The 20775-nt window shown below is 59.7% G+C and carries 20 protein-coding genes and 1 pseudogene; 12 read left to right on the forward strand and 9 right to left on the reverse strand.

What is annotated here, in order from left to right:
• The first annotated feature begins 38 nt into the window (after positions 1-38).
• Entirely contained in the window at positions 39-566 is a 528-nt protein-coding gene (locus ATY79_RS24970; RefSeq protein WP_088705194.1) for a hypothetical protein, read from the forward strand.
• 55 nt (positions 567-621) lie between these two features.
• On the opposite strand, the gene ATY79_RS24975 is transcribed toward ATY79_RS24970, so the two are convergent.
• The 3 genes from ATY79_RS24975 to ATY79_RS24985 form a co-directional block, all read right to left on the reverse strand.
• Positions 622-1434, reverse strand: a complete 813-nt coding sequence (locus ATY79_RS24975; RefSeq protein ID WP_141105764.1) for a hypothetical protein — start codon at positions 1432-1434, stop codon at positions 622-624.
• Between the two features lie 20 nt (positions 1435-1454).
• Positions 1455-2381 (reverse strand): acyltransferase, encoded by a 927-nt coding sequence (locus ATY79_RS24980; RefSeq protein ID WP_088705196.1) that lies wholly within the window; start codon positions 2379-2381, stop codon positions 1455-1457.
• A 325-nt stretch (positions 2382-2706) separates the two neighbouring features.
• Positions 2707-3723 carry a LacI family DNA-binding transcriptional regulator gene (locus ATY79_RS24985; protein WP_088705197.1) on the reverse strand — a complete coding sequence of 339 codons (1017 nt, stop codon included), beginning with the start codon at positions 3721-3723 and terminating at the stop codon, positions 2707-2709.
• A gap of 560 nt (positions 3724-4283) precedes the next feature.
• Between ATY79_RS24985 and ATY79_RS24995 the strand changes: the two genes are divergently transcribed.
• From ATY79_RS24995 to ATY79_RS25045, 11 genes are all read left to right on the forward strand, one after another.
• Positions 4284-5177 carry a PaaX family transcriptional regulator C-terminal domain-containing protein gene (locus ATY79_RS24995; RefSeq protein WP_088705199.1) on the forward strand — a complete coding sequence of 298 codons (894 nt, stop codon included), beginning with the start codon at positions 4284-4286 and terminating at the stop codon, positions 5175-5177.
• A 189-nt stretch (positions 5178-5366) separates the two neighbouring features.
• Positions 5367-6572 carry a 3-oxoadipyl-CoA thiolase gene (pcaF, locus tag ATY79_RS25000; protein WP_088705200.1) on the forward strand — a complete coding sequence of 402 codons (1206 nt, stop codon included), beginning with the start codon at positions 5367-5369 and terminating at the stop codon, positions 6570-6572.
• 25 nt (positions 6573-6597) lie between these two features.
• A complete protein-coding gene (gene paaA / locus ATY79_RS25005; protein WP_088705201.1) occupies positions 6598-7602 on the forward strand; it encodes a 1,2-phenylacetyl-CoA epoxidase subunit PaaA in 1005 nt (334 codons plus the stop codon).
• A 100-nt stretch (positions 7603-7702) separates the two neighbouring features.
• A complete protein-coding gene (gene paaB / locus ATY79_RS25010) occupies positions 7703-7987 on the forward strand; it encodes a 1,2-phenylacetyl-CoA epoxidase subunit PaaB (RefSeq protein ID WP_088705202.1) in 285 nt (94 codons plus the stop codon).
• The gene (gene paaC / locus ATY79_RS25015) at positions 7987-8766 is read left to right on the forward strand and encodes a 1,2-phenylacetyl-CoA epoxidase subunit PaaC (RefSeq protein WP_088705203.1); all 780 of its coding nucleotides are present in this window, start codon (positions 7987-7989) and stop codon (positions 8764-8766) included. The genes paaB and paaC overlap by 1 nt, the downstream gene beginning before the upstream one ends.
• Before the next feature lie 15 nt (positions 8767-8781).
• A complete protein-coding gene (gene paaD / locus ATY79_RS25020; RefSeq protein ID WP_088705204.1) occupies positions 8782-9306 on the forward strand; it encodes a 1,2-phenylacetyl-CoA epoxidase subunit PaaD in 525 nt (174 codons plus the stop codon).
• 26 nt (positions 9307-9332) lie between these two features.
• The gene (gene paaE / locus ATY79_RS25025; RefSeq protein WP_088705205.1) at positions 9333-10409 is read left to right on the forward strand and encodes a 1,2-phenylacetyl-CoA epoxidase subunit PaaE; all 1077 of its coding nucleotides are present in this window, start codon (positions 9333-9335) and stop codon (positions 10407-10409) included.
• Positions 10410-10436: 27 nt separating this feature from the next.
• On the forward strand, positions 10437-11192 hold the full coding sequence (locus ATY79_RS25030) for a Phenylacetic acid catabolic protein (protein ID WP_088705206.1): 756 nt from the start codon (positions 10437-10439) through the stop codon (positions 11190-11192).
• A gap of 16 nt (positions 11193-11208) precedes the next feature.
• Positions 11209-13266, forward strand: a complete 2058-nt coding sequence (paaZ, locus tag ATY79_RS25035) for a phenylacetic acid degradation bifunctional protein PaaZ (protein WP_088705207.1) — start codon at positions 11209-11211, stop codon at positions 13264-13266.
• A 5-nt stretch (positions 13267-13271) separates the two neighbouring features.
• Positions 13272-13886: a transferase hexapeptide repeat family protein gene (locus tag ATY79_RS25040; protein ID WP_088705208.1), complete on the forward strand. Its 615-nt coding sequence runs from the start codon at positions 13272-13274 to the stop codon at positions 13884-13886.
• Positions 13887-14428: 542 nt separating this feature from the next.
• Positions 14429-15703, forward strand: coding sequence for an ATP-binding protein (locus tag ATY79_RS25045; RefSeq protein WP_088705209.1), 1275 nt, complete (start codon positions 14429-14431; stop codon positions 15701-15703).
• Positions 15704-15839: 136 nt separating this feature from the next.
• Here the strand turns inward: ATY79_RS25045 and ATY79_RS31730 are convergent.
• The 6 genes and pseudogenes from ATY79_RS31730 to ATY79_RS25075 all read right to left on the reverse strand — a co-directional run.
• Positions 15840-16024: pseudogene (locus ATY79_RS31730) on the reverse strand (IS110 family transposase); the annotation flags it as partial.
• A 63-nt stretch (positions 16025-16087) separates the two neighbouring features.
• Positions 16088-17095, reverse strand: coding sequence for a ScyD/ScyE family protein (locus ATY79_RS25055; RefSeq protein WP_088705210.1), 1008 nt, complete (start codon positions 17093-17095; stop codon positions 16088-16090).
• The gene (locus tag ATY79_RS25060) at positions 17074-17814 is read right to left on the reverse strand and encodes an SUMF1/EgtB/PvdO family nonheme iron enzyme (RefSeq protein WP_088705411.1); all 741 of its coding nucleotides are present in this window, start codon (positions 17812-17814) and stop codon (positions 17074-17076) included. Before ATY79_RS25060 ends, ATY79_RS25055 begins: the two co-directional genes overlap by 22 nt.
• 16 nt (positions 17815-17830) lie before the next feature.
• Complete coding sequence (locus ATY79_RS25065; protein ID WP_088705211.1) at positions 17831-18892, reverse strand: ABC transporter ATP-binding protein; 1062 nt, start codon at positions 18890-18892, stop codon at positions 17831-17833.
• A gap of 3 nt (positions 18893-18895) precedes the next feature.
• Positions 18896-19753, reverse strand: coding sequence for a carbohydrate ABC transporter permease (locus ATY79_RS25070; RefSeq protein WP_088705212.1), 858 nt, complete (start codon positions 19751-19753; stop codon positions 18896-18898).
• A 10-nt stretch (positions 19754-19763) separates the two neighbouring features.
• Complete coding sequence (locus ATY79_RS25075) at positions 19764-20681, reverse strand: sugar ABC transporter permease (protein ID WP_088705213.1); 918 nt, start codon at positions 20679-20681, stop codon at positions 19764-19766.
• Positions 20682-20775 lie beyond the last annotated feature (94 nt).

The following is a 20775-nucleotide window of genomic DNA, read 5'->3' on the forward strand; positions in this document are numbered from 1 at the left end:
GCTAGCTAGCGCTCCAATCAAGACCGGAGCAATTGGGAATGGCCGCAGCATTTTGCCGAGACTATATCGCTGATTTGAAAGCCAGGATCGACGACCTTCACGCCAGCACTGAGCGCTATCAGACCTATGAGCTGACGATGGAACTGCTGGCACAGAAGAACCTCGTCAGCTATTCCGAGAAGAAGCTGAAGGGGCAGGCAGAGGGCCTGTCTTACCGTCGCGACTTCACGACGGGCCGAGCGGTCCAGATGCAGCAGCAAGACGCCTATGCCCTGTTCAGCGGATTTTTCAATCTCGGGCAGTTTCTGGCCTTTACCGGACAGGGACGCGAAAAGGACGCGAAGCAGTTTGCCGAGCTTTTGACCGACAACTGGCAGTATCCGACGTGCGCCATATACTTCATCTACCGCAAGAAAGGTCAGCCAAAGACGGCATCAACCAGGATGCACGTTGTCGGGTTGAACGGGGAGGCCGATGCAGCAGCCTACGAGCGGAAGGCGATCCGAGCAGACAGCGTGGTGCAGCAGCGGCCATTTTCATCTGCTGTGTTCTGGGAATGGAAGTAACGGGTTGGGCCTAGTAGTCGAGGTCGGTTCGCGTGCGTCACAGTTGCGCAAAGATCTAATGAAGGGCCGCTAACGCCGGATCCGTGAATATGCGTTGCGCGAAGTAGATGGCCCCTGGCTTTGTCAGGTGGACCCTGTCCTGCGATAGGAAATGACCGTTTTCATCGAACACTGGCAGCGTCGTGCCGTCCCTGCCGACAAGGTGCAGAAGATCGATGAACTTGCCCCCCGGCGGAAGCGTCGCGCGCTGGATGTTATTTTCATCGACGACGGACGGAAGCACTTTGGCCCGCGCGGCCGCGCGTTCATCAGACGGCGTTCGCAGGAAGGGATTGAGATTGTAACCGAAGTGTTTCGGCCCGACGACGATTAGCTTCTTTGCATTTTCTGCGCCGATATCCGCGACCAGTTGGCCGGCACAAGGGGCGGCGATATAGACGATGATGAAGACATCGGCCTCGTCGAAAAGCCGGGTGAGTTTGGCAGAGGGCGGTGCCTTGCTTGGGCATTCATAGTCGTCCCGATAGATCAGGTTGTAGTCCCTTTGGCGCCTGGCCTCCTCAATGATGTTGACGAAATCGCGCCCTGTGCTGTCGCCCATCACCAGTACGTTCCGTCTTCCATTGTTCGGAAAATCGTCCTCCTTGAAGCGGAACACAGCCGCATTGTAAGCGATGACCATCCCACGCTCGTCGGTGCCGTTGAAGACGCGACCGGGAAAGCCATGGCTGAAGTGCGCTCCTAGCCCGACTGAAAGCAGTACTGTCGCGGCCGTAGCGAGTGTCGTCCCAACGAGCCGGATGGGCGTAACGGAGCGATCTCGAAAGGGAGTCTCGACAAACTTCCATGTTAACCAGGCAAGTATCAAGGTTGCTGCTACGAGGGCAGTCAAGATAGGGGGGTGAGGGGTTCGAGGCTGTAGGTCCGTGCAAAGGCAAACAACGGCTGGTGCCAGAGATAGACGCTGTAGCTTATCAGCCCAATGCCAACCAGTGGCGGCAGTGAAAGCACGCTGCAAGCGATGGTCCCTTGACGCGCAAACAGCAGTACCAGCGCAGTGCCGACGACCGGCACAACCGTGAATAGCGAGGGAAAGGGAACGTTCTTGTCGTAGAGGAAAATCGAGACGGCTATCAGAAGCAGGCCGGCAGCGGAGAGCGCTTCGTTGCTTGTCCTCGATAGACGCAAGCCGACAAATGCGCAGATCGAGCCGACGAGGATTTCCCATGCGCGCGAGGTAGTCAGGTAGAAATTTACTTGCGGAGAGAGATGACCGCCGATCTCACACATGGCGAAACTTGCCAGCAGGATGACCGCCGTGGCTACCACAGCGAATTTGCGCCCCCAACGCCACAGGATCAGCAACAGCAATGGGAAAAGCACATAATATTGCTCCTCGACGCCGAGGCTCCAGGTATGCAGCAGCGGCTTGAACTCCGCTTCCAGATCCCAGTAGCCGCTCGTCTTGGCAAGCAGCAGGTTGTTGGCAAAGAGCAAGGTTGCGACGACGCTTTGCCCAAAGTTCTCCAACATGTCCGGCAGCATCCAGAACCATGCGAAGGGGACGCACGCGACGACAACGACGAAAAGGGCCGGAAGGATGCGCCGGGCGCGGCGTTCGTAGAACCGCGTGAGCGAGAAGCGTCCCTCGTCAAGTTCGTGAATAATGATTCCCGTGATAAGAAATCCCGAGATGACGAAGAAGATGTCGACGCCGACAAACCCCCCGCTGAAAGGAGCAAAACCCGCGTGCCACAGAACGACCGGCACCACGGCGATAGCGCGAAGCCCATCAATCTCCCGGCGATGTTCCATAGACCTGGCCCTAACTGCAAATCTTTCGCCTATGCCCCGGATTGCCTCGGTACACGGCCAGCTATTGCCGAGGCCGGCGGGCCTGTCCGCGCGTACCCAAAATCCGTATCACGGGCACATCCAGCGGATAATATGAACAAACGGCGTACCGGGCCGATCGGGCGCTGCCGAATGCGGTAGTGGCGCAGGTCCGCTCAGCCGAAAAGTCAGCTAGCATAAGCCAGCGGCCTAAACTTTTGGGGCGTTGTCCGGTAAGAGATTCTAGGAAAAGTGCGGAGCATCCATCGGCAGAGCAGATAGAGCTTCCGAGAAAAGCGGAAAGGTTCTAGCCACCTCGAATCGACCCACGCCAAACCAGTTCGGCATGAAGTCTGATCGACTGTCCGCGAGTGGTGCCATCGTTCTCCGCCCGCGGAAGCGAAAGCCACTCGACCGCTTTGACAGCGATCGCCGAAACCGGCTGGGCGAAAGTCGTCAGGTTATACGAAGACCACGAGGCTTGCTCAATATCATCGAAACCTGCAATGCAGAGTTGGCCCGGCACCGAGATCGAGAACTGGTGGCGGGCAGCGTCCATGAAGCCGCAAGCCAAGAGATCGGTTGCACAGAAGACGGCATCCGGGCGCTCGGTGCGCGTCAACATTCGCTGTGCCAAGACTTTTCCCGCCTCATAGCCCGTCCAGCCATAGCGATCGACGGTAACTTCCGTCCCGAGAGCTGCTGCCGCTGCAACAAAACCACGTTCTCTCGCCATCAGGCTCGGCGTTCCTGCTTCCGAATTGGCAAAGGCCAGCTTTCGGCATCCTGCTCTGACGAAGGCCGTGACCACACGTCCGGCCGCCTCGTAATCGTCGAGGTTAATCCGCAAAGGACCGGGCTGTTCGTCGTCGCGATTAATGAGAACAAGCCGCTGTCCGCTGCGCAGGCAGAGTTGCACGATCGAGTTATCCGGCATGCCTGAAAGAATGATCGATGCATCGGCGCGGTAGCGGATCGCTTGACGAAGAGCACGATCAATACTGCCGTCCGAGCGATCCGTATTGATCAGCATCGCGACCTTGCCGGTGTTTTGCAGCAGCAACGTCAGTTCGCGCAGCAGCGCAGACCGGTAAGGTGTCGCGACGTCGGACACGATCAGACAGACGATGCCGCTCTCATTGCGCATGAGACCGCGCGCAAGCTCGTTGACATGGTAGCCAAGCTCTTCGGCAGCTTCGAGGACGCGCCGTCGCGTCTCTGCTGAAACGCTGGCGCCCGGCGTGAACGTCCGCGACACGGCGGATCGTGAAACCCCCGCCCTGTCGGCGACCTCCTGGGCGCTCACAAATACCTTCTCAGACACGCGATTCAATCTCCGTTTGCAACGACTCTGCACATTGCTGCAAGAGCGTGCAAGCATGTGCTTCACCCCGAACGCATGAAACATTTATGGACAAGCGGCCGTATCCGCCGAGATCCGGGGTTTGAGTAGCAACGGAACAGAAAACTGCATAAGCTCTGATCCGCGCAGGCCTGCGCGCTTGGCAACGGGAACGCGGAGAAGGTTTGCGATCGATTTCCTCGAAGCGACGACCAACCCGCCGAGCATCAGCAGGGCGGTAACGAAGAACGGCAGGCCGGGAGCTTTGGGCGCTATCTTCGATCGACGCCGATCGCAAACAGCTTGGCGAAGAACCATGCCCCGACCAGGCTCGCCAGATGCACTGCTGTCCCGGCTTGCTGACCGGGAGATGTTCCTGCTCGGTGCCCGCCCACAATGCCCTCGGAGACGACGGCAGCCACTATCGGCGGCTCTCAAGAACCGTTCATCGCGATTTCGCCAAAGGCACCGCATCTCGTGGTGGGGGTGCGGAGGCCTGCTTGATATGATAGATCGCACAGCCATCATCCAAGGAGGAACCGGTGACGGCAGCGACCAATCAGGCAGATGCCCGGGCTAGCGAACTGATCCGACGGATTCTTGCCGAAAACCCACTTAAGGCAGCGGGTTTTATCGTGACGATCTACGGCGACGTCGTCGAACCGCGTGGCGGCATCGCATGGATTGGCAACCTGATCGAGACCTGTGCAGACGTCGGCATCAGCGAGACGCTCGTGCGCACTGCCGTCTCGCGGCTTGTTGCTGCAGGACAGCTTTGCGGTGAGCGACAGGGCCGGCGCAGCTATTACCGGCTGTCGCGGTCGGCGGGCAGCGAGTTTGCTGCCGCAGCGCATGTGCTGTTTGGCACTCCTGAGGAGGACAGCTGGCAGTTCGTCCATGTCTTGGGGCCCTCCGTCGAAGAGGCCATGCAAACGCTCAAGCGTGCAGGCCATGCCCGTCTTGCCAACCGCCTGACGGTTGGACCCGCAAGGCTTTCGGCCGAAGCAATTCCCGGCTTGGTATTTCGCGCAGACGTCCCGCAGGACCACGACGCCCTTCAGGCCTTTGCCTTGGAATATTGGGACCTACCGGCCCATGCCCGCGCTTATGAAACATTCCTGGAGCAGTTCGGTTCGATGTCCGATTCGGCCGAGACTGCCGGGATTTCACCGGCGACGGCGCTTATCATTCGGCTTCTCCTGGTGCATCGGTTTCGCACCGTCCATCTTCACGATCCAAGGCTGCCAGCCTGTGCCCTGCCCGACGAGTGGCCGGGCAAAGCGGCGCGGCAGCTATTCTCACGGGTCTATCGACGGCTCTCGCCCGCGGCGGATGCGTTCGTAGCCCGAACATTCCTGACGGCTTCCGGCCCCCTGCCGGCCTCAACGCCTGCAACCAGTCGTCGCGTTGAGACACTTACCAGCAAGACCAGCTAACGCTCCGTTCCCAATGCTTTTCAGGTCGGTACGCGGCTTTTGTGCTAGAATTTTCCCAGCAACATTAAACATCACACATCTACGCAAATACGCCATTGATCTGTGACATATGACATGCTAAATACATGACCGATCGGTCGGTTAATCAATATGAGATTGATCACCTTTGGGAGCAGGAGGAAATCGTGCATGTCGGAAGCGTTCATCTGTGATGCCGTTCGCACACCCATCGGTCGCTATGGCGGGGCGTTGGCGACGGTGCGCGCAGACGATCTGGCAGCCCTGCCCCTTGCGGCGCTGATTGAACGCAATCCTGATGTCGACTGGAACAAGGTCGATGATCTCATTTATGGCTGCGCCAATCAGGCGGGCGAAGACAATCGCAACGTAGCCCGCATGGCGGTGCTGCTATCGGGCATGCCGATCACCGTTCCAGCAACCACCGTCAACCGCCTGTGCGGATCCGGCATGGATGCCGTCGGAATGGCTGCAAGAGCCATCCGCGCCGGCGATTGTGACTTCGTCATTGCCGGCGGCGTTGAAAGCATGAGCCGAGCGCCCTTTGTCATGCCGAAAGCAGACAGCGCCTTTTCCCGCGCCAACGCCGTCTACGACACCACGATCGGCTGGCGCTTCGTCAATCCGAAGATGAAGGCTGAGTTCGGTGTCGATTCCATGCCTCAGACAGCCGACAATGTGGCGGCCGATTTTGGCGTCAGTCGCGCCGACCAGGATGCATTCGCGGCCCGCAGCCATGCGCGTTGGGCGGCTGCCCAGGAAGCGGGCTTGTTTGCGGACGAACTGGTTGCCGTCAAGGTCGCGCAGAAAAAGGGAGATCCCGTCGTCGTCGATCGCGACGAACACCCGCGCCCGGGCACGACGATCGACCAACTTTCAAAATTGAAGGGCGTCAATGGCCCTGATCTTACCGTCACGGCCGGCAATGCGTCGGGCGTCAATGACGGTGCGGCCGCCCTTATCATTGCAAGCGAGGCGGCCGCAAAGGCACAAGGCCTGACGGCGAAGGCGCGCATCGTCGCGATGGCGGCAGCCGGCGTCGAACCGCGCATCATGGGGGTCGCTCCGGCACCCGCTGCCCGACGCGTCCTAGAGCGTGCTGGTCTTTCGCTCGGCCAAATGGACGTGATCGAGCTGAACGAGGCATTTTCCGCCCAGGCGCTCGCCGTGCTGCGCGATCTGGACCTCCCCGATGATGCGCCCCATGTCAATCCGAATGGTGGCGCCATTGCGATGGGCCATCCGCTGGGCATGAGCGGCGCCCGACTGGTGACGACGGCAACCTATCAATTGCACCGCCAGGGCGGTCGCTATGCGCTTTGCACCATGTGCATTGGTGTCGGCCAAGGCATCGCAATCATCCTCGAGCGCGTCTGACGCGCGACGGCAAAGGAGACGAACCATGTACGCACAGATGGTCAAGACCGACAGCGCCCGCGTCAAGACGCTCGATGAGATGGATCCGGTCGAACGTGCCTTCCAGGAACGCATCGACGCCGGCCAGAAGATCGAGCCGAAGGAATGGATGCCGGAAGGTTATCGCAAGACGCTGATGCGCCAGATCAGCCAGCATGCGCATTCCGAGATCGTCGGCCAACTGCCGGAGGGCAACTGGATCACCCGCGCCCCAACACTCGAGCGCAAGGCAATATTGCTCGCCAAGGTGCAGGATGAGGCCGGTCACGGTCTCTACCTTTATTGCGCCGCCGAGACACTCGGCATCAGCCGGGACGAGATGTACGAACAGCTGCACAGTGGCAAGGCGAAGTACTCCTCGATCTTCAACTATCCGACGCTCAGCTGGGCCGATATCGGCGCGATCGGCTGGCTGGTCGATGGTGCGGCGATCATGAACCAGGTGCCACTGCAACGTTGTTCCTACGGGCCTTACGCCCGCGCCATGGTTCGCATCTGCAAGGAAGAAAGTTTCCATCAGCGGCAGGGCTTCGACATCCTGATGAAAATGGTCAAGGGCACGCCCGCCCAGAAGGAAATGGTCCAGGACGCCTTGAACCGCTGGTGGTGGCCATCGCTGATGATGTTTGGCCCCTCTGACGATGCATCAGTGCACTCGGCCCAGTCGATGTCCTGGAAGATCAAGCAGAACTCGAACGACGAGCTGCGCCAGAAGTTCGTCGACCAGACAGTCCCACAAGCTGAATTTCTTGGCCTGACGGTGCCCGATCCCGATTTGAAGTGGAACGAGGAAAAGGGCGGCTATGACTTCGGCGAGCCCGACTGGACCGAGTTCTTCGCCGTCATCGCGGGCAACGGCCCGTGCAATGCCGAGCGCCTCGGTGCCCGCCAGAAGGCGTGGAACGACGGTGCGTGGTTCCGTGATGGTCTCATTGCCCATGCCGAAAAGATGAAATCACGACGCGACGCCGCTGGGATCGCTGCCGAATAGCGTCAAGGCGCCGGTAGGCGCCGCATGAGCAGTTACCATCGTAACAACTACGCGATTTTTCGGCCTTCGACCGAGGAGTCGCAAGCAGGGAGAAACACCGATGTCCAGTGAATGGCCCCTCTGGGAAGTCTTCATCCGCGGCCAGCACGGCCTCAATCACCGACATGTTGGCAGCCTTCATGCACCCGATGCCGAGATGGCCGTCAACAACGCCCGCGACGTCTATACCCGTCGAAACGAGGGTGTGAGCATCTGGGTGGTTCGTTCCAGCGACATCACGGCCAGCGCACCGTCGGAAAAGGGTCCGCTGTTCGATCCGTCAAATTCGAAGGTCTATCGCCATCCGACGTTCTTCGACATTCCCGAAGAAGTGGGGCATATGTGATGAGCGCGATCCCCAATGTGTCGGTCAGCGACACGGCGCTTTTCGAGTTCCTGACCCGCCTCGGCGACAATACGCTGATCCTCGGCCATCGCGTGTCCGAATGGTGCGGGCATTCGCCGGCACTTGAAGAGGACATTGCGCTTTCCAACACGGCCCTTGACCTGATCGGCCAGACCCAGCTCTGGCTCGGCCTTGCCGGCGAGATTGAAGGTCGGGGTCGCAGCGCCGACAATCTCGCCTATCTGCGCGATACCCGCGACTTCCACAACGTCCTGCTTGTCGAACGTCCGAACGGCGATTTCGGCAAGACGCTGATGCGTCAGTTCCTGTTTGACGCCTGGCATTTCCTGATGTTGAAGGCACTGTCGTCATCGACAGACAAGCGCATCGCCGACATCGCGGAAAAGGCTTTTAAGGAAGTGGCCTACCATCTTGATCGCAGCCGCGATCTGATCATCCGTCTTGGCGATGGCACCGCCGAAAGCCACCGGCGAATGCAGGAGGCACTTGACGAGCTGTGGGCCTATACCGGCGAACTCTTCATCGGCGACGCGATCGATGTCGAGCTTTCTTCAGCAGGCATTGCACCGCAGCCTGAAAGTATGAAGGTAAAATGGGACGAGCTTGTTGGCGAGGCCCTTAACGAAGCGACGCTCAAAAAGCCAGCCGATGATTTTATGCATAAAGGCGGCAAGCGCGGTGTTCACACCGAGCACATGGGCTTCATTCTGGCTGACCTGCAGTTTCTGCAGCGAGCCTATCCAGGCGCGACCTGGTAACGGAAGGAGGCGGTTATGACGACCGCAACTTTGCCATCTACGGCCGATGTCTGGCAGTGGCTTGAGGAGGTCCCGGATCCGGAAATCCCGGTGATCTCGCTTGTCGATCTCGGCATCATCCGCGATGTCGCCTTTGAGGGCGACACGCTGGTTGTGACGGTGACGCCGACCTATTCCGGCTGTCCGGCAACGGCAATCATCAGCCTCGATATCCAGCGGGCGCTCAAGGAGAAAGGGATCGAAAAGCTGCGGCTGCAGCGCCAGCTTTCGCCCGCCTGGACGACCGACTGGATCAGCCCGACCGGGCGCGACAAGCTGCGCGCCTACGGCATCGCCCCGCCGGTCGACGGCAGCGCGACAGACGGCGCTCTGCGCCAGCGCACTGACCGGCTGTCCGGCCGCACCAATCTGAGGATCGCCTGTCCCCGCTGCGGATCGACGAACACGGAAAAGATCAGCCAGTTCGGCTCGACGCCCTGCAAGGCGAGCTATCGCTGTGCCGACTGTCTGGAACCATTCGATTATTTCAAGTGCATCTGACCCTTTGCTTAAGTGAGGTCCGCAATATGGCGCGTTTCCATTCCCTTCAGGTCACCGACGTCAGGCGCGAAACGCGCGATGCCGTGGTCGTCACCCTCGCACCGCAAGACGAGGACCGTGGTGCCTTCGATTTCACGCAGGGTCAGTACCTGACGTTCCGCCGCAAGTTCGACGGCGAGGAGCTGCGCCGATCTTATTCGATCTGTGCCGGGCGCGACGAAGGTGTTTTGAGGGTCGGCATCAAGCGGGTGGATGGCGGCTGTTTTTCGACCTGGGCAAATGAAGAGTTGCGGATCGGTGATACGCTGGAAGCGATGCCGCCGATGGGCGCGTTCTTCACCGCGATCGAACCTGAGATTTCCAAGAGCTATCTCGGCTTTGCCGGCGGCAGCGGCATCACCCCGGTGCTCTCCATCATCAAGACCACGCTTGCGCGCGAGCCCCGTTCGCGCTTCACGCTCGTCTACGCAAACCGACAGATCAGTTCGATCATGTTCCGTGAGGAGCTGGACGACCTGAAGAATACCTATCTTGGCCGCCTGTCGATTCTGCATGTGCTGGAAAGCGAAGCCCAGGATATCGACCTTTTCACCGGCCGGATCGACGCCGAGAAGTGCAAAGCGCTCTTCAAGCACTGGATCGATCCGACGTCGGTCGATACCGCCTTTATCTGCGGTCCAGAACCCATGATGCTGACGATCGCAACTGAACTTCGCGATCACGGCATGCGCGACGAGCAGATCAAATTCGAGCTCTTCGCCTCCTCGCAGCCCGGCCGCGCACGCCGCAAGGACGAAAGCGCTTCGGCCGCCGACAGAGAGGCTGCATGCGAGGCGAGCGTAACCCTCGACGGCGCCACCCGCGTCTTCAAGATGCCGAAGCAGAGGCAAACGCTGCTCGAAGCGGCTCTCGAAAACAGCATGGACGCCCCCTACGCCTGTAAGGCAGGCGTCTGTTCGACTTGCCGGGCCAAGGTGCTCGAGGGCGAGACCGAGATGGAGGTCAACCATGCACTCGAGGACTATGAGGTCCGCCAGGGCTACGTCTTGACTTGCCAGTGCTATCCGCTGAGCGACCGTGTCGTGGTCAGCTACGACCAGTGAGGCGCCAAAGCGAGGGAGGAATTGCCGATGTCCGATACGATGCCGATCGAGGAATACCTGCTCAAGGGTGGCGTGCTGACGTCGCCTGACAATGTCCCCCCGCGCTATCGCGGCGAGCTTCTGCGCCTGATGGCGAGCTTTGTCGATAGCGAGCTTGCCGGCGCTGCCGGCTTTGCCGACACAATCAACGATGCGCCCGGGATAAAGGAGCGCATCGCATCAGCGAAGATCGTACTCGAAAAGACCGATCATGCGGGTCGCGTGCTTGAGATCATGGGAAGCTTCGGCGCCGATACCGGCCGCTATGCCGTTCATCATCCGTGGGATGCGCGCCTGTCACGCGAGGCCGACATCGGTGCAGCGCGTCAGGGCGGTGACATGCGCCTTTCCGTTTTCCACTATCCGCTGCAAGGCTGGATCGATGCGGTCGTCATGAACGTGCTGATGGGCACCGCAAGCACTATCCAGCTGCGCGAACTCACCCACGTTTCCTATCAACCGCTTGCCGACGTGTTCCGCGCAATCCTGCCGCGAGAGGCGCATCACACCGACCTTGGCATCGAAGCGCTGAAACGGATTGCCGAAGGCGAAAATGGTGCGAGGGCGGCGCGTGTAGCGATCGCATATTGGCGCCCGCGCGTTGCCGCAAGCTTCGGTCTGTCTGCCTCTGCCCGTTACGAAACGCTGGCTCGCTTCGGCCTGCGCCACACACCCAATGAGGCGCTGCTGTGCGAATGGCAGGGGGCCGTTGATGCGCAGCTTGCTGCGCGTAATCTGAACTGACTTGAAGGATAAAACGATGAACGTTCTGGTAAACCCGCCGTATCGCCTCGAAAGCTACGTCTATGGCCGCTGGGTTCCCGGCACGAAGGACGGCACCCAGTTGCTTGATGCCTCCACGGGCGTACCGGTGGCATGGATTGATTCCACCGGCGTCGACTTCGCCGCGTCTGTGGCCTACGGGCGCGAGAAGGCGGGCCCGGCCCTGCGCCGCATGTCGTTTCATGAACGTGCCGCCGCGCTGAAAGCACTTGGCCAGGCGCTGATGGAGCGCAAGGAGGAGTTCTACGCCCTTTCCTCGGCAACCGGTGCGACGAAGGCTGACAGCTGGATCGATATCGACGGTGGCATCGCCACGTTGCTGTCCTATGCCTCAAAGGGCCGGCGCGAGCTGCCCAATACGCGCGTGCTCGTCGATGGCGACGTGGAAACGCTGTCGCGCGACGGTACGTTTTCGGCCCGGCACATCCTGTCGCCGCTTCAGGGCGTCGCAATTCACATCAATGCGTTCAATTTTCCGGTCTGGGGCATGTTGGAGAAGCTGGCGCCGACCCTGCTTGCCGGCATGCCGGCGATCGTCAAGCCGGCAAGCCAGACGGCATATCTTACTGAGCTGGTTGTCCGCCGTATGGTCGAAACCGGTCTACTACCCGAAGGCGCCGTGCAACTCGTCTGCGGTTCTGTCGGCGACCTCCTGGACCACGTCGACGGACAGGATGTTGTCACATTCACGGGTTCGGCGCGGACTGGTCGCAAACTGAAAACGCATCCGGCGATCATCGAAAATTCCGTGCGCTTCACGATGGAGGCAGACAGCCTCAATGCCTCAATCCTCGGCCTCGACGCCGGACCGGGCACCGAGGAATTCGACCTTTTCGTCAAGGAAGTCTCTCGTGAAATGACGGCAAAGGCCGGCCAGAAGTGCACCGCGATCCGCCGTGTTATCGCACCCCGTGCCTATTGCGATGCGCTGATCTCCGCACTTAAGGAACGCCTTGGCAAGACAGCACTTGGCAACGCGGCCGATGACAACGTCCGCATGGGTCCGCTTGCAAGCCTTGCCCAGCGCGACGAGGTCCGTTCCCGCATTCGCGATCTCCTGGCCGACGCCGAGATCGTCGCCGGCGACCCTGACAATCCGCGTATCGTGTCGGGCGACGCCGATGCCGGCGCCTTCCTCAATCCGGTTCTCCTTTTTTGCGACAAGCCATGGGAGGCCAAGGCCGTTCACGACGTCGAGGCCTTCGGCCCAGTTAGCACGGTCATGCCCTATGAGAGCGCCGAAGAAGCCGTCGACCTTGCCCGTCGTGGCAAGGGAAGCCTGGTCTCCTCGGTCTTCACGAACGACCCGGCCTTTGCCGAAGAGGTCGTCCTTGGCATAGCGCCGTTCCACGGCCGCGTGCTGATCGGCAACCGCGTGAGCGCCAAGACGTCGACCGGCCATGGCTCGCCACTGCCGGGTCTCGTGCATGGCGGTCCCGGACGCGCCGGCGGCGGCGAGGAGCTCGGTGGGCTGCGCGGGGTAAAGCATTATATGCAGCGAACCGCCGTGCAGGGTTCGCCCACACTTTTGTCGGCTGTCACCGGCCGCTGGGTTCCGGATGGCGAGGTGCGTAAGGATGGCGAACATCCGTTCCGCAAGTCGCTGGCCGAATTGCGCATCGGCGACCAGCTCGTCACCGGCACCCGCACGGTCACGCTTGAGGATATCGAGCACTTCGCCAACTTCACCGGTGACACCTTCTACGCCCATATGGACGAGGAAGCCGCCCGCGCCAATCCCTTCTTCGATGGGCGCGTTGCCCATGGCTATTTGATCGTCTCTTTCGCTGCCGGTCTGTTCGTCGATCCGGCCCCCGGTCCGGTCCTCGCCAATTACGGCATTGACAATTTGCGCTTCCTCACGCCCGTCAATCCGGGCGATACGTTGCAGGTGCAACTGACCTGCAAGGAAATCAATCCGCGCATCGGCGCCGAACATGGCGAGGTGCGCTGGGATTGCAGGGTGACCAACCAGAACGGGGCGACGGTCGCGCAATACGACGTGTTGACGATGGTCGCCAGGACAAGGAACTGAACGAGATGGCGCAGGTCTACTCCTATGACGGCGTCGTGCCCGTCATCCATCCGACAGCCTTCGTCCATCCGGCGGCGGTTGTGATCGGCGACGTCATTATCGGCCCAGCCTGCTATGTCGGTGCCTGTGCGGTGCTGCGCGGCGATTTCGGACGGATCGTCATGGAACGCGGCTCAAACGTCCAGGAGACCTGCGTCGTTCACAGCTTTCCTGACATCGAGGTGGTGATTGGCGAAGACGGCCATATCGGCCACGGAGCGGTTCTGCACGGCTGCCGGATTGGTCGCAATGCCATGGTCGGGATGAACGCGGTCGTTATGGACGAAGCAGTGATCGGCGAAAATTCGATCGTTGCGGCCATGGCTTTCGTCAAGGCCGGGGCCGATATCCCGCCAAACAGACTTGCGGTCGGATCGCCAGTCAGGGTCATTCGCGAGCTCAGCGAAAAAGAGATCGCCTGGAAGCGCCAGGGAACCGGCATCTATCAGCGCCTTGCCCTGGAGGCCAAAGATAAGCTTAGACCCGTTGAACCGCTGAACGAACCGGAGGCAGACCGTCAGCCGATCCTAGCTCCGAAATATGATCCGTTGATCCTGGAACGGCTGAAATTCGGTGACTGAGCCGGGCCTGTTCCACCCAGCAAGCGAGATCTGATCGATCGCGATTTAGTGCCGAGCGCGTCGCTACCGGCAATGTTTCGATAGCATTAATTTACGACAAAAGACCGGGAATTAGGTAGATCCTATGAGGAGGGTGGAAGCGGCCGGCGTTCCGGATCGGTGCGCTGAAATAGGCATGCTTGCCTCCGAGGTGGGGTGTTTGTGGTGGTTAAGCACCTCGCCCTGCCACAGGGCTGGTCGCTATAGCCTCCTCATAGGATCTACCAAATTCCGAGTTCGTCTGCCGTTCTGACTTCCGGCCATCGGCTCCGCGGTGTGGTAACGGACTTTTTGCAGCGCTTCCAACATTCCTATGATTACCAACATACGTTTCGCTAGATATCAAACGAGCAAAACGCTTTACCTCAAACGAACATTTTGCGGCAATCTTAACAGACATTTCGCTTAAACTTTAGCAGACATTTCGCTGAATTTAGACTGACCTGTCAACGGACTAAGCTATTGTACATACTAACTATTTTCGAATCGTTCACGATCATGCGATGCCTCAAACCCTATATCAACGCCATTTAAAGTCAGAACTGAATGAGGCATTGGAGAGTGCCCGCGTTGTCAACTTCATTGGACCAAGGCAGGTCGGCAAGACGACGCTGGTGCGAGATATGTTGGAGCACGGCGTATTCGTAACGTTGGACGACGACAAGGTTCTTCAGGCATTCGAAACCGAGGCACAAGGTCAAGTCCAACTCCTGTTCGACAAAGCCGCGGGAAAACCGGTTGTCATTGACGACGTTCAGCGATCGAAACAGATCGCCCTCGCTATAAAGAGGATTGTCGACACAAATCGGCAGATGGGACAATTCATCTTGACTGGCTCCTCGAATATCTTCGCGTCGGCAGACGTTATGGATTCGCTTGCTGGAAGAGTTCAAACATTAAGAATGCTTCCACTAAGTTCTGCGGAAATCGGCTCGTCAGGGCCTTGTCGTCTGCTTGATTGGGCGAAAGAGAGCGGCGAAGTGAAAGCACTGCCCGAGTGTGTTTCGGTTTCCAGGGAAGAAACGATCGATCGGATCATTCGGGGTGGCTTTCCGGAAATTCGGCCGTTGGCCGAAAGACCACGGCAACGGCGCTATAGGGAATATGTCGATGCGATCGTCGACAAAGATGTCGCTGATGTCACGAAGATCAGACGTCCGGATTCTATGCGGCGACTGATCAATCAATTGGCCGCCAGGACCAGCAACGAGCTGAACACGGTTGAACTTGGTGAGAAGGTGCGAATTCAGCGACAGACAGTCAGCGAGTATCTCGATATTCTCGAGCGCCTGTCGATTGTGTATCGATTGCCCGCTTGGACATCGGGCGAAGCTGGCCGAGACGTCCGACACCCTAAATACCACCTTATCGATACAGGGGTTGCGGCGGCTTTGCGTGGAATAACCGCCAACGACTATACGCTCGGAAAAGACCAGACATCATTGGGTTCATTGTTCGAAAACTACATCCTCGCGGAACTCTTGAAATCTCTTCCGCTTCAGCGCCAAGAGTGGCGTCTATTCCATTGGCGAGATCGCAACGGACCAGAAATCGACATTCTCGCGGAGAATGGAAATCTACTGGTAGGCTTCGAAATGAAGGCCTCATCGGCGGTGTCGTTCAGCGATTTCAAAAATTTCCACAGTTTCAAGAATGGACCAGGAAAACACTGGGACATTATCGGCTTAGTGATCTATACGGGCGACCAAATCTTGGTGTTTGGAGACAAGCTTTTCGCCCTGCCGGCATCGATCTTCCAGTCGTTTCCTGCAAGATAAGCAATCGACTGGAAGAAACGTCCGCCGATTTTTAACATGCTGAAAGAGGCAAGGCAGTCTTTTGCGCCTTTACGGTGAGCGCCGTGCGGTTGATGACGCACCATAGTCAGGCCATCTGGATCAACGTCGTTCAGTCTCGTATTGCCGGATTTCCGAGACCCCTTGGGCGAGATCGACCGAGCCACTTTGCCAAGTCGGCGGAAGGCCGGCATAGGCGCCAACCTGTCATCGATTGTCGAAGTGACGCGACGGCCCCTCCGACCAGAGCACGGCGGCAAACTCGACGCCTTGCAGGGTGAGCTGCATCGCCGGTGCTGGCGAGACGACCTGTGTGGTAGCGCTATACCCTCCTCATGGGATCCAACCAATTCCGCAAAGCCACGGTCAGCGAGCAGATACGCGGGTCAACACATAAAGGTTGCCGCCCAGCTCGGAAACGACGATCCGCCGTTCATCCCAGACAAGCACAGACACTGGGCGGGTCAGGCCCTCGAGAATAGTCTTCCGTTCCCGCCCCACTTTATTGAGCTTGAGCAATCTTCCGCTCGCCTTGCGAAAACCATCCTTCTGGTCGTAGGTGCCATGTTCGAGAACGAGCATCTCTCCACCCTTGTCGAAAGCAATACTCACGGGCGCATTGAGCGCTTCCACGTCAACCTGCGGCGCTGACCGATCGCCAGCCTCTGGAATGGAAACGATCTTTCCAGCTCCGGCAAGGAAGGGAAAGCCGCCAAACAGCGCTACATACAGGCGCCCGCCATGAAGGGCGATACCAACCGGCACCGCATCGGCTTCGTAGCTGTTGCCTTCGGCGAACTCCGTTGGCGAAAGGCTACGGAGCGCCGTGGCCGCCTGGCCCATGCGCTGGAATGTCAAAAGCGTGCTTTTCCGGCCGTCGGGCTCCACGCGTTCGACGCTGTTTCGTGCTGAGTCGACCACGTAGTAGCTTCCGCGCTCCACAATGAAGTCGAATGGATTCCAGAAATCGCTGCTGATGACACGGAGCTGACCGGCGGCGTCGAGCGCAACGAGCGCGTGGTCAAATGGCCCTTCCTTGGAGCCGACTGGCGTCCAACCTTGAGCGATGACAAGGCCATCACCGGCGCGCACGACATGATATGGACCGGTCGGGTCGCCGATCACGTCGAGGCCATGGGGAAATATCGGACCGAATGCGACAAGCTTGCCGTCCGCGCCACGCCGGTAGAGCCGGCCGCTGGCGAGATCGCTGACGAGCAAGTCTCCTGCGTCGCGAGACAGGCCGGCGAAGGCGGCACCCGGCGTGTTGAAGGTCTCGAGCCTGTAGCCGGGCGGCGCCGTCGGTTCAGCACCGGCGCCGGCGGCTAGGAGCAGAAAACCGGTGATGACAATCAAGGTGTAGAACGGACGCATCTGAAGCCACCATTGGCTGAGAACCGGAATTCCGGATCATAGGCGAGCCGATAGGTCGTCGTCAGGTGGTTTTTGTCGCTGTTCCAGGAGCCACCACGAAGCACGCGGTAAAGCCCGGCGCTCCTCGCCGCGGTCCCGCCTTCGTACGGCGCGTAGACATCACGGGTCCACTCCCAGACATTGCCGACAAGATTGAGGACGCCCTCTTTGCTTGCACCATCGGCGAAGGACGCCGCCGGTGCGGTCATCGGATACCCATCGCGCGCGTCGCCGGAACAACAGACATCCGCTCCCGAATTTGCCCGCGTATTGCCTGGTGGGACGTCGCCCCATGGAAACGCGCTGCCCTGAGTTCCTCGCGCCGCCCTCTCGTATTGCTGTTCCGTCGGTAGAACCAACCCGTAGTTGCGACAGAAGGCATCCGCGTCTCCCCAACTCACCCCGACGACCGGATGGTCGTCCAATCCCAGGATTGGATGATTGGCGTAAAAGGCAGTACGATGGCCGGTCTCCTTGACGAAGAGCCCATATTGCCGGTTCGTGATCTCGGTCCGATTGATCGCGAAGGCCTGCCCCTCCAGTTCGCGCCGTGGGCGTTCGTTTTCAGGGCCGTCGACGCGCCCGAAGATGAACCTCCCGGCGGGAACCTCGATCAGCGGATTGCCAACAACGGGGCCGACGTCGGCAGCAACGGCGCGGGATGTCATGGCGATCACCATCACAGCTGCGCGGATGTCAGACGTCCACACGATCTCGAGACTCCTCGTTGAACAGAAACACGCGATCGGCCGCAAGCTTGACGCCGATCTGCTGGTCGATCTGACCGGCGAAATTCTTGTCAGCGCGCAAGGTCATGAGTTGATTGCCCAACCGCAAGCTGACCAGCGTGCTCTCGCCCGTGAGTTCCACCGAATAGATCGGGGCAAGCAGATTGACGTCGGCGTCGCCGGCACCCGCGACGTGGACATCCTCCGGGCGGACGCCGAGTACGGCGCGAGAGACGTCGGCCCGGCCGATGCCGCCTACCCTGAGGCCGGCACTGGCGAACACGCCGTTCTTCACTTCCCCGGGGATCAGGTTCATTGGCGGCGAGCCAATAAAGCCGGCAACGAAGAGCGTGCGTGGATCGTTGTAGATCTCCCGCGGCGTGCCAAGCTGCTCGATCACGCCGTTGTTCATCACTGCGACGCGGTGCGCAAGCGTCATCGCCTCGATCTGGTCGTGGGTCACGTAGATCGTCGTCACCTGAAGCTCATGCTGGAGGTGCTTCAGTTCCGCGCGCATTTGGGTGCGAAGCTTGGCGTCGAGGTTGGACAGCGGCTCGTCCATGAGAAAGACCCGGGGGGTGCGGACAATGGCGCGCGCGAGTGCGACGCGCTGACGCTGCCCGCCCGATAGCTCCTTCGGCAGACGGGACAACAGCGTGTCCAGTTCGACCCTACGCGCGACCTCCATTATTCGCCGTTTGCATTCGGCGGGCGGCACTTTGCGGATCTTCAGCGGGTAACCGATATTATCGGCGACGCTGAGGTGCGGATACAAGGCATAGGACTGGAACACCATCGCCACGTCGCGATACTTGGGCAGGACACCATTGATCCGATCGGCGTCGATGTAGATATCGCCCGACGTGGCTTCCTCGAGACCCGCGACCATGCGCATCGTCGTTGTCTTGCCACAACCGGAAGGTCCGAGCAGAACGAGAAACTCGTTGTCGCGAACCTCGAGGTTGAGGTTCATGACGGCCGTGAACTTGCCGAATTTCTTGACGACGTTCCTGAAGGTCACGGAAGCCATGCGTCACCCCTTCACCGCGCCGAACGAAAGGCCGCGCACGAGATGGCGCTGCACGATCAGCGCGAAGATTATGATCGGGACACTGGCAAGGAAGCCGGCCGCGCTGATCTCGCCCCAATGGGTCGTGTATTGGGTGACCCGGCCGGAGATACCGACCGGCAGCGTCATCGCCCGCTCCGTCTGGGTAAGGATCAGCGCCAGCAGGAACTCGTTCCAGGCAAGGATCAGGCTGAAGATCGCCGTCGCGGCGAGACCGGGCCGGGCCAAGGGCAATGCCACATGCAAGAATGCGCCCCACCGCGTGTCTCCGTCGACCATTGCCGCCTCCTCAAGCTCGGGGGGAAGATCCTGGAAGTAGCTCTTCATCATCCAGGTCACGAAGGGAAGGTTGAAGGCGGTGTAAGCAACGACGACGGCAAGCTTCGTATTCAGCAGGCCGAAGAAGTTGAAGAATATGAACAGCGGAATGATCGTCACGATCGGCGGCATCATGCGCGTTGACAGGATCCAAAACGAGATCTGGTACCGCCACCGACCGGGATAGTCGAAGCGGGCCAAGGCGTAGCCGGCCATAGTCCCAAAAACTAGCGACACAATCGTCGTCGTGACTGCGATGATCAGGCTGTTTAAGGCATAGATCAGGAACGGCTGGCCAATGAAGGCGGCGTCATAATGCTTGAGGGTCGGCGAGAATTCGAACCACACCGGGGGCACCGCGAAGATGTCGATGTCGAGCTTGAACGAATTCACGGCGAGCCAATAGATCGGGAAGATGGTGATGAACAGGGCGAAGGCCATCACCAGATAAGCCAGCAGACGGGAGATCACTTCTGTAGCTCGATGCTGGACGCGGGTTGTCATCCAAACCTCCTCAATCCGCCAGCCGCATTCGCTTGATGAACCAGGTGCTAAAGCCGACTGTCACGAACAGGATCACCAGCGAGATGGCGGCGGCATAGCCGATATCAACGAATGTGAACGCGACCTTGAAGACATAAAGGCTGAGCGTCTCGGTTGCCCCCGCCGGACCGCCCACCGTCAGGATAAACACCAGGTCGAACAATCTGAGCGCATCCATGATCCTGAGAATCAGGGCAATGGCGATCACCGGCTTGAGGAAGGGGACCGTCAGGTCCCAGAACTGGCGCCAGGCAGAGGCGCCATCGACCTGCGCCGCCTCGTAGGGCTCGCTTGGCAGGCTCGCCAGCCCGGCCAGCATCAGGAGGAAGATGAATGGCGTCCACTCCCAAACGTCCGCGGCGATGATTGTTCCCATGGCGAGGTTGACATCGCCGGCCCAGGCCTGCGATGGCAATCCGAGGCGAAACATCAATTCGTTGAGGACGCCGAATTGGGGTTGATAGATGAGCTTCCACGTCAGCGCGACGGCGATCGGCGGGATCATCATCGGCACCAAAAGGATCGTCTTGAGGAAATTCAGCCGGCGAATGTACTTGTCGAAAAGCAATGCAAGGCCGAGGCCAAGCAGGAACTCAAGCGTCACCGCAATGCTGGTGAACACCACCGTGTTCTTGACGGCGACATGGAGTTCCGGGTCGGCGAATATCCGCGCGAAATTGCCGAGACCGATGAACTCACGAGGCACATCCGGGTCTGGGCTGACCTTCTGGACGGCCGCAGTGAACATGTAGACGGTCGGAAACAGCGTCAGCCCTGCAAGGATCAGGAGCGTCGGCGCCAACATGAGGACGCGCAGGTGCCGCTCGCGCCAGCGCTCGAAAGCTGAACCGATGCCCCTAACCGTGCCGGTCATCGTTGGATCATTCATCCGCTCTTGCATCTCGGGACGCCCCTCGCGTCGGAGAATTGCCCGACGCCTCGCCAATCAGAGTGCGAAGCGGGGGCGAACCCCGCTTCGCTGA

The sequence above is a fragment of the Rhizobium sp. R693 genome, assembly GCF_002211315.1.
Classification (GTDB): domain Bacteria; phylum Pseudomonadota; class Alphaproteobacteria; order Rhizobiales; family Rhizobiaceae; genus Rhizobium.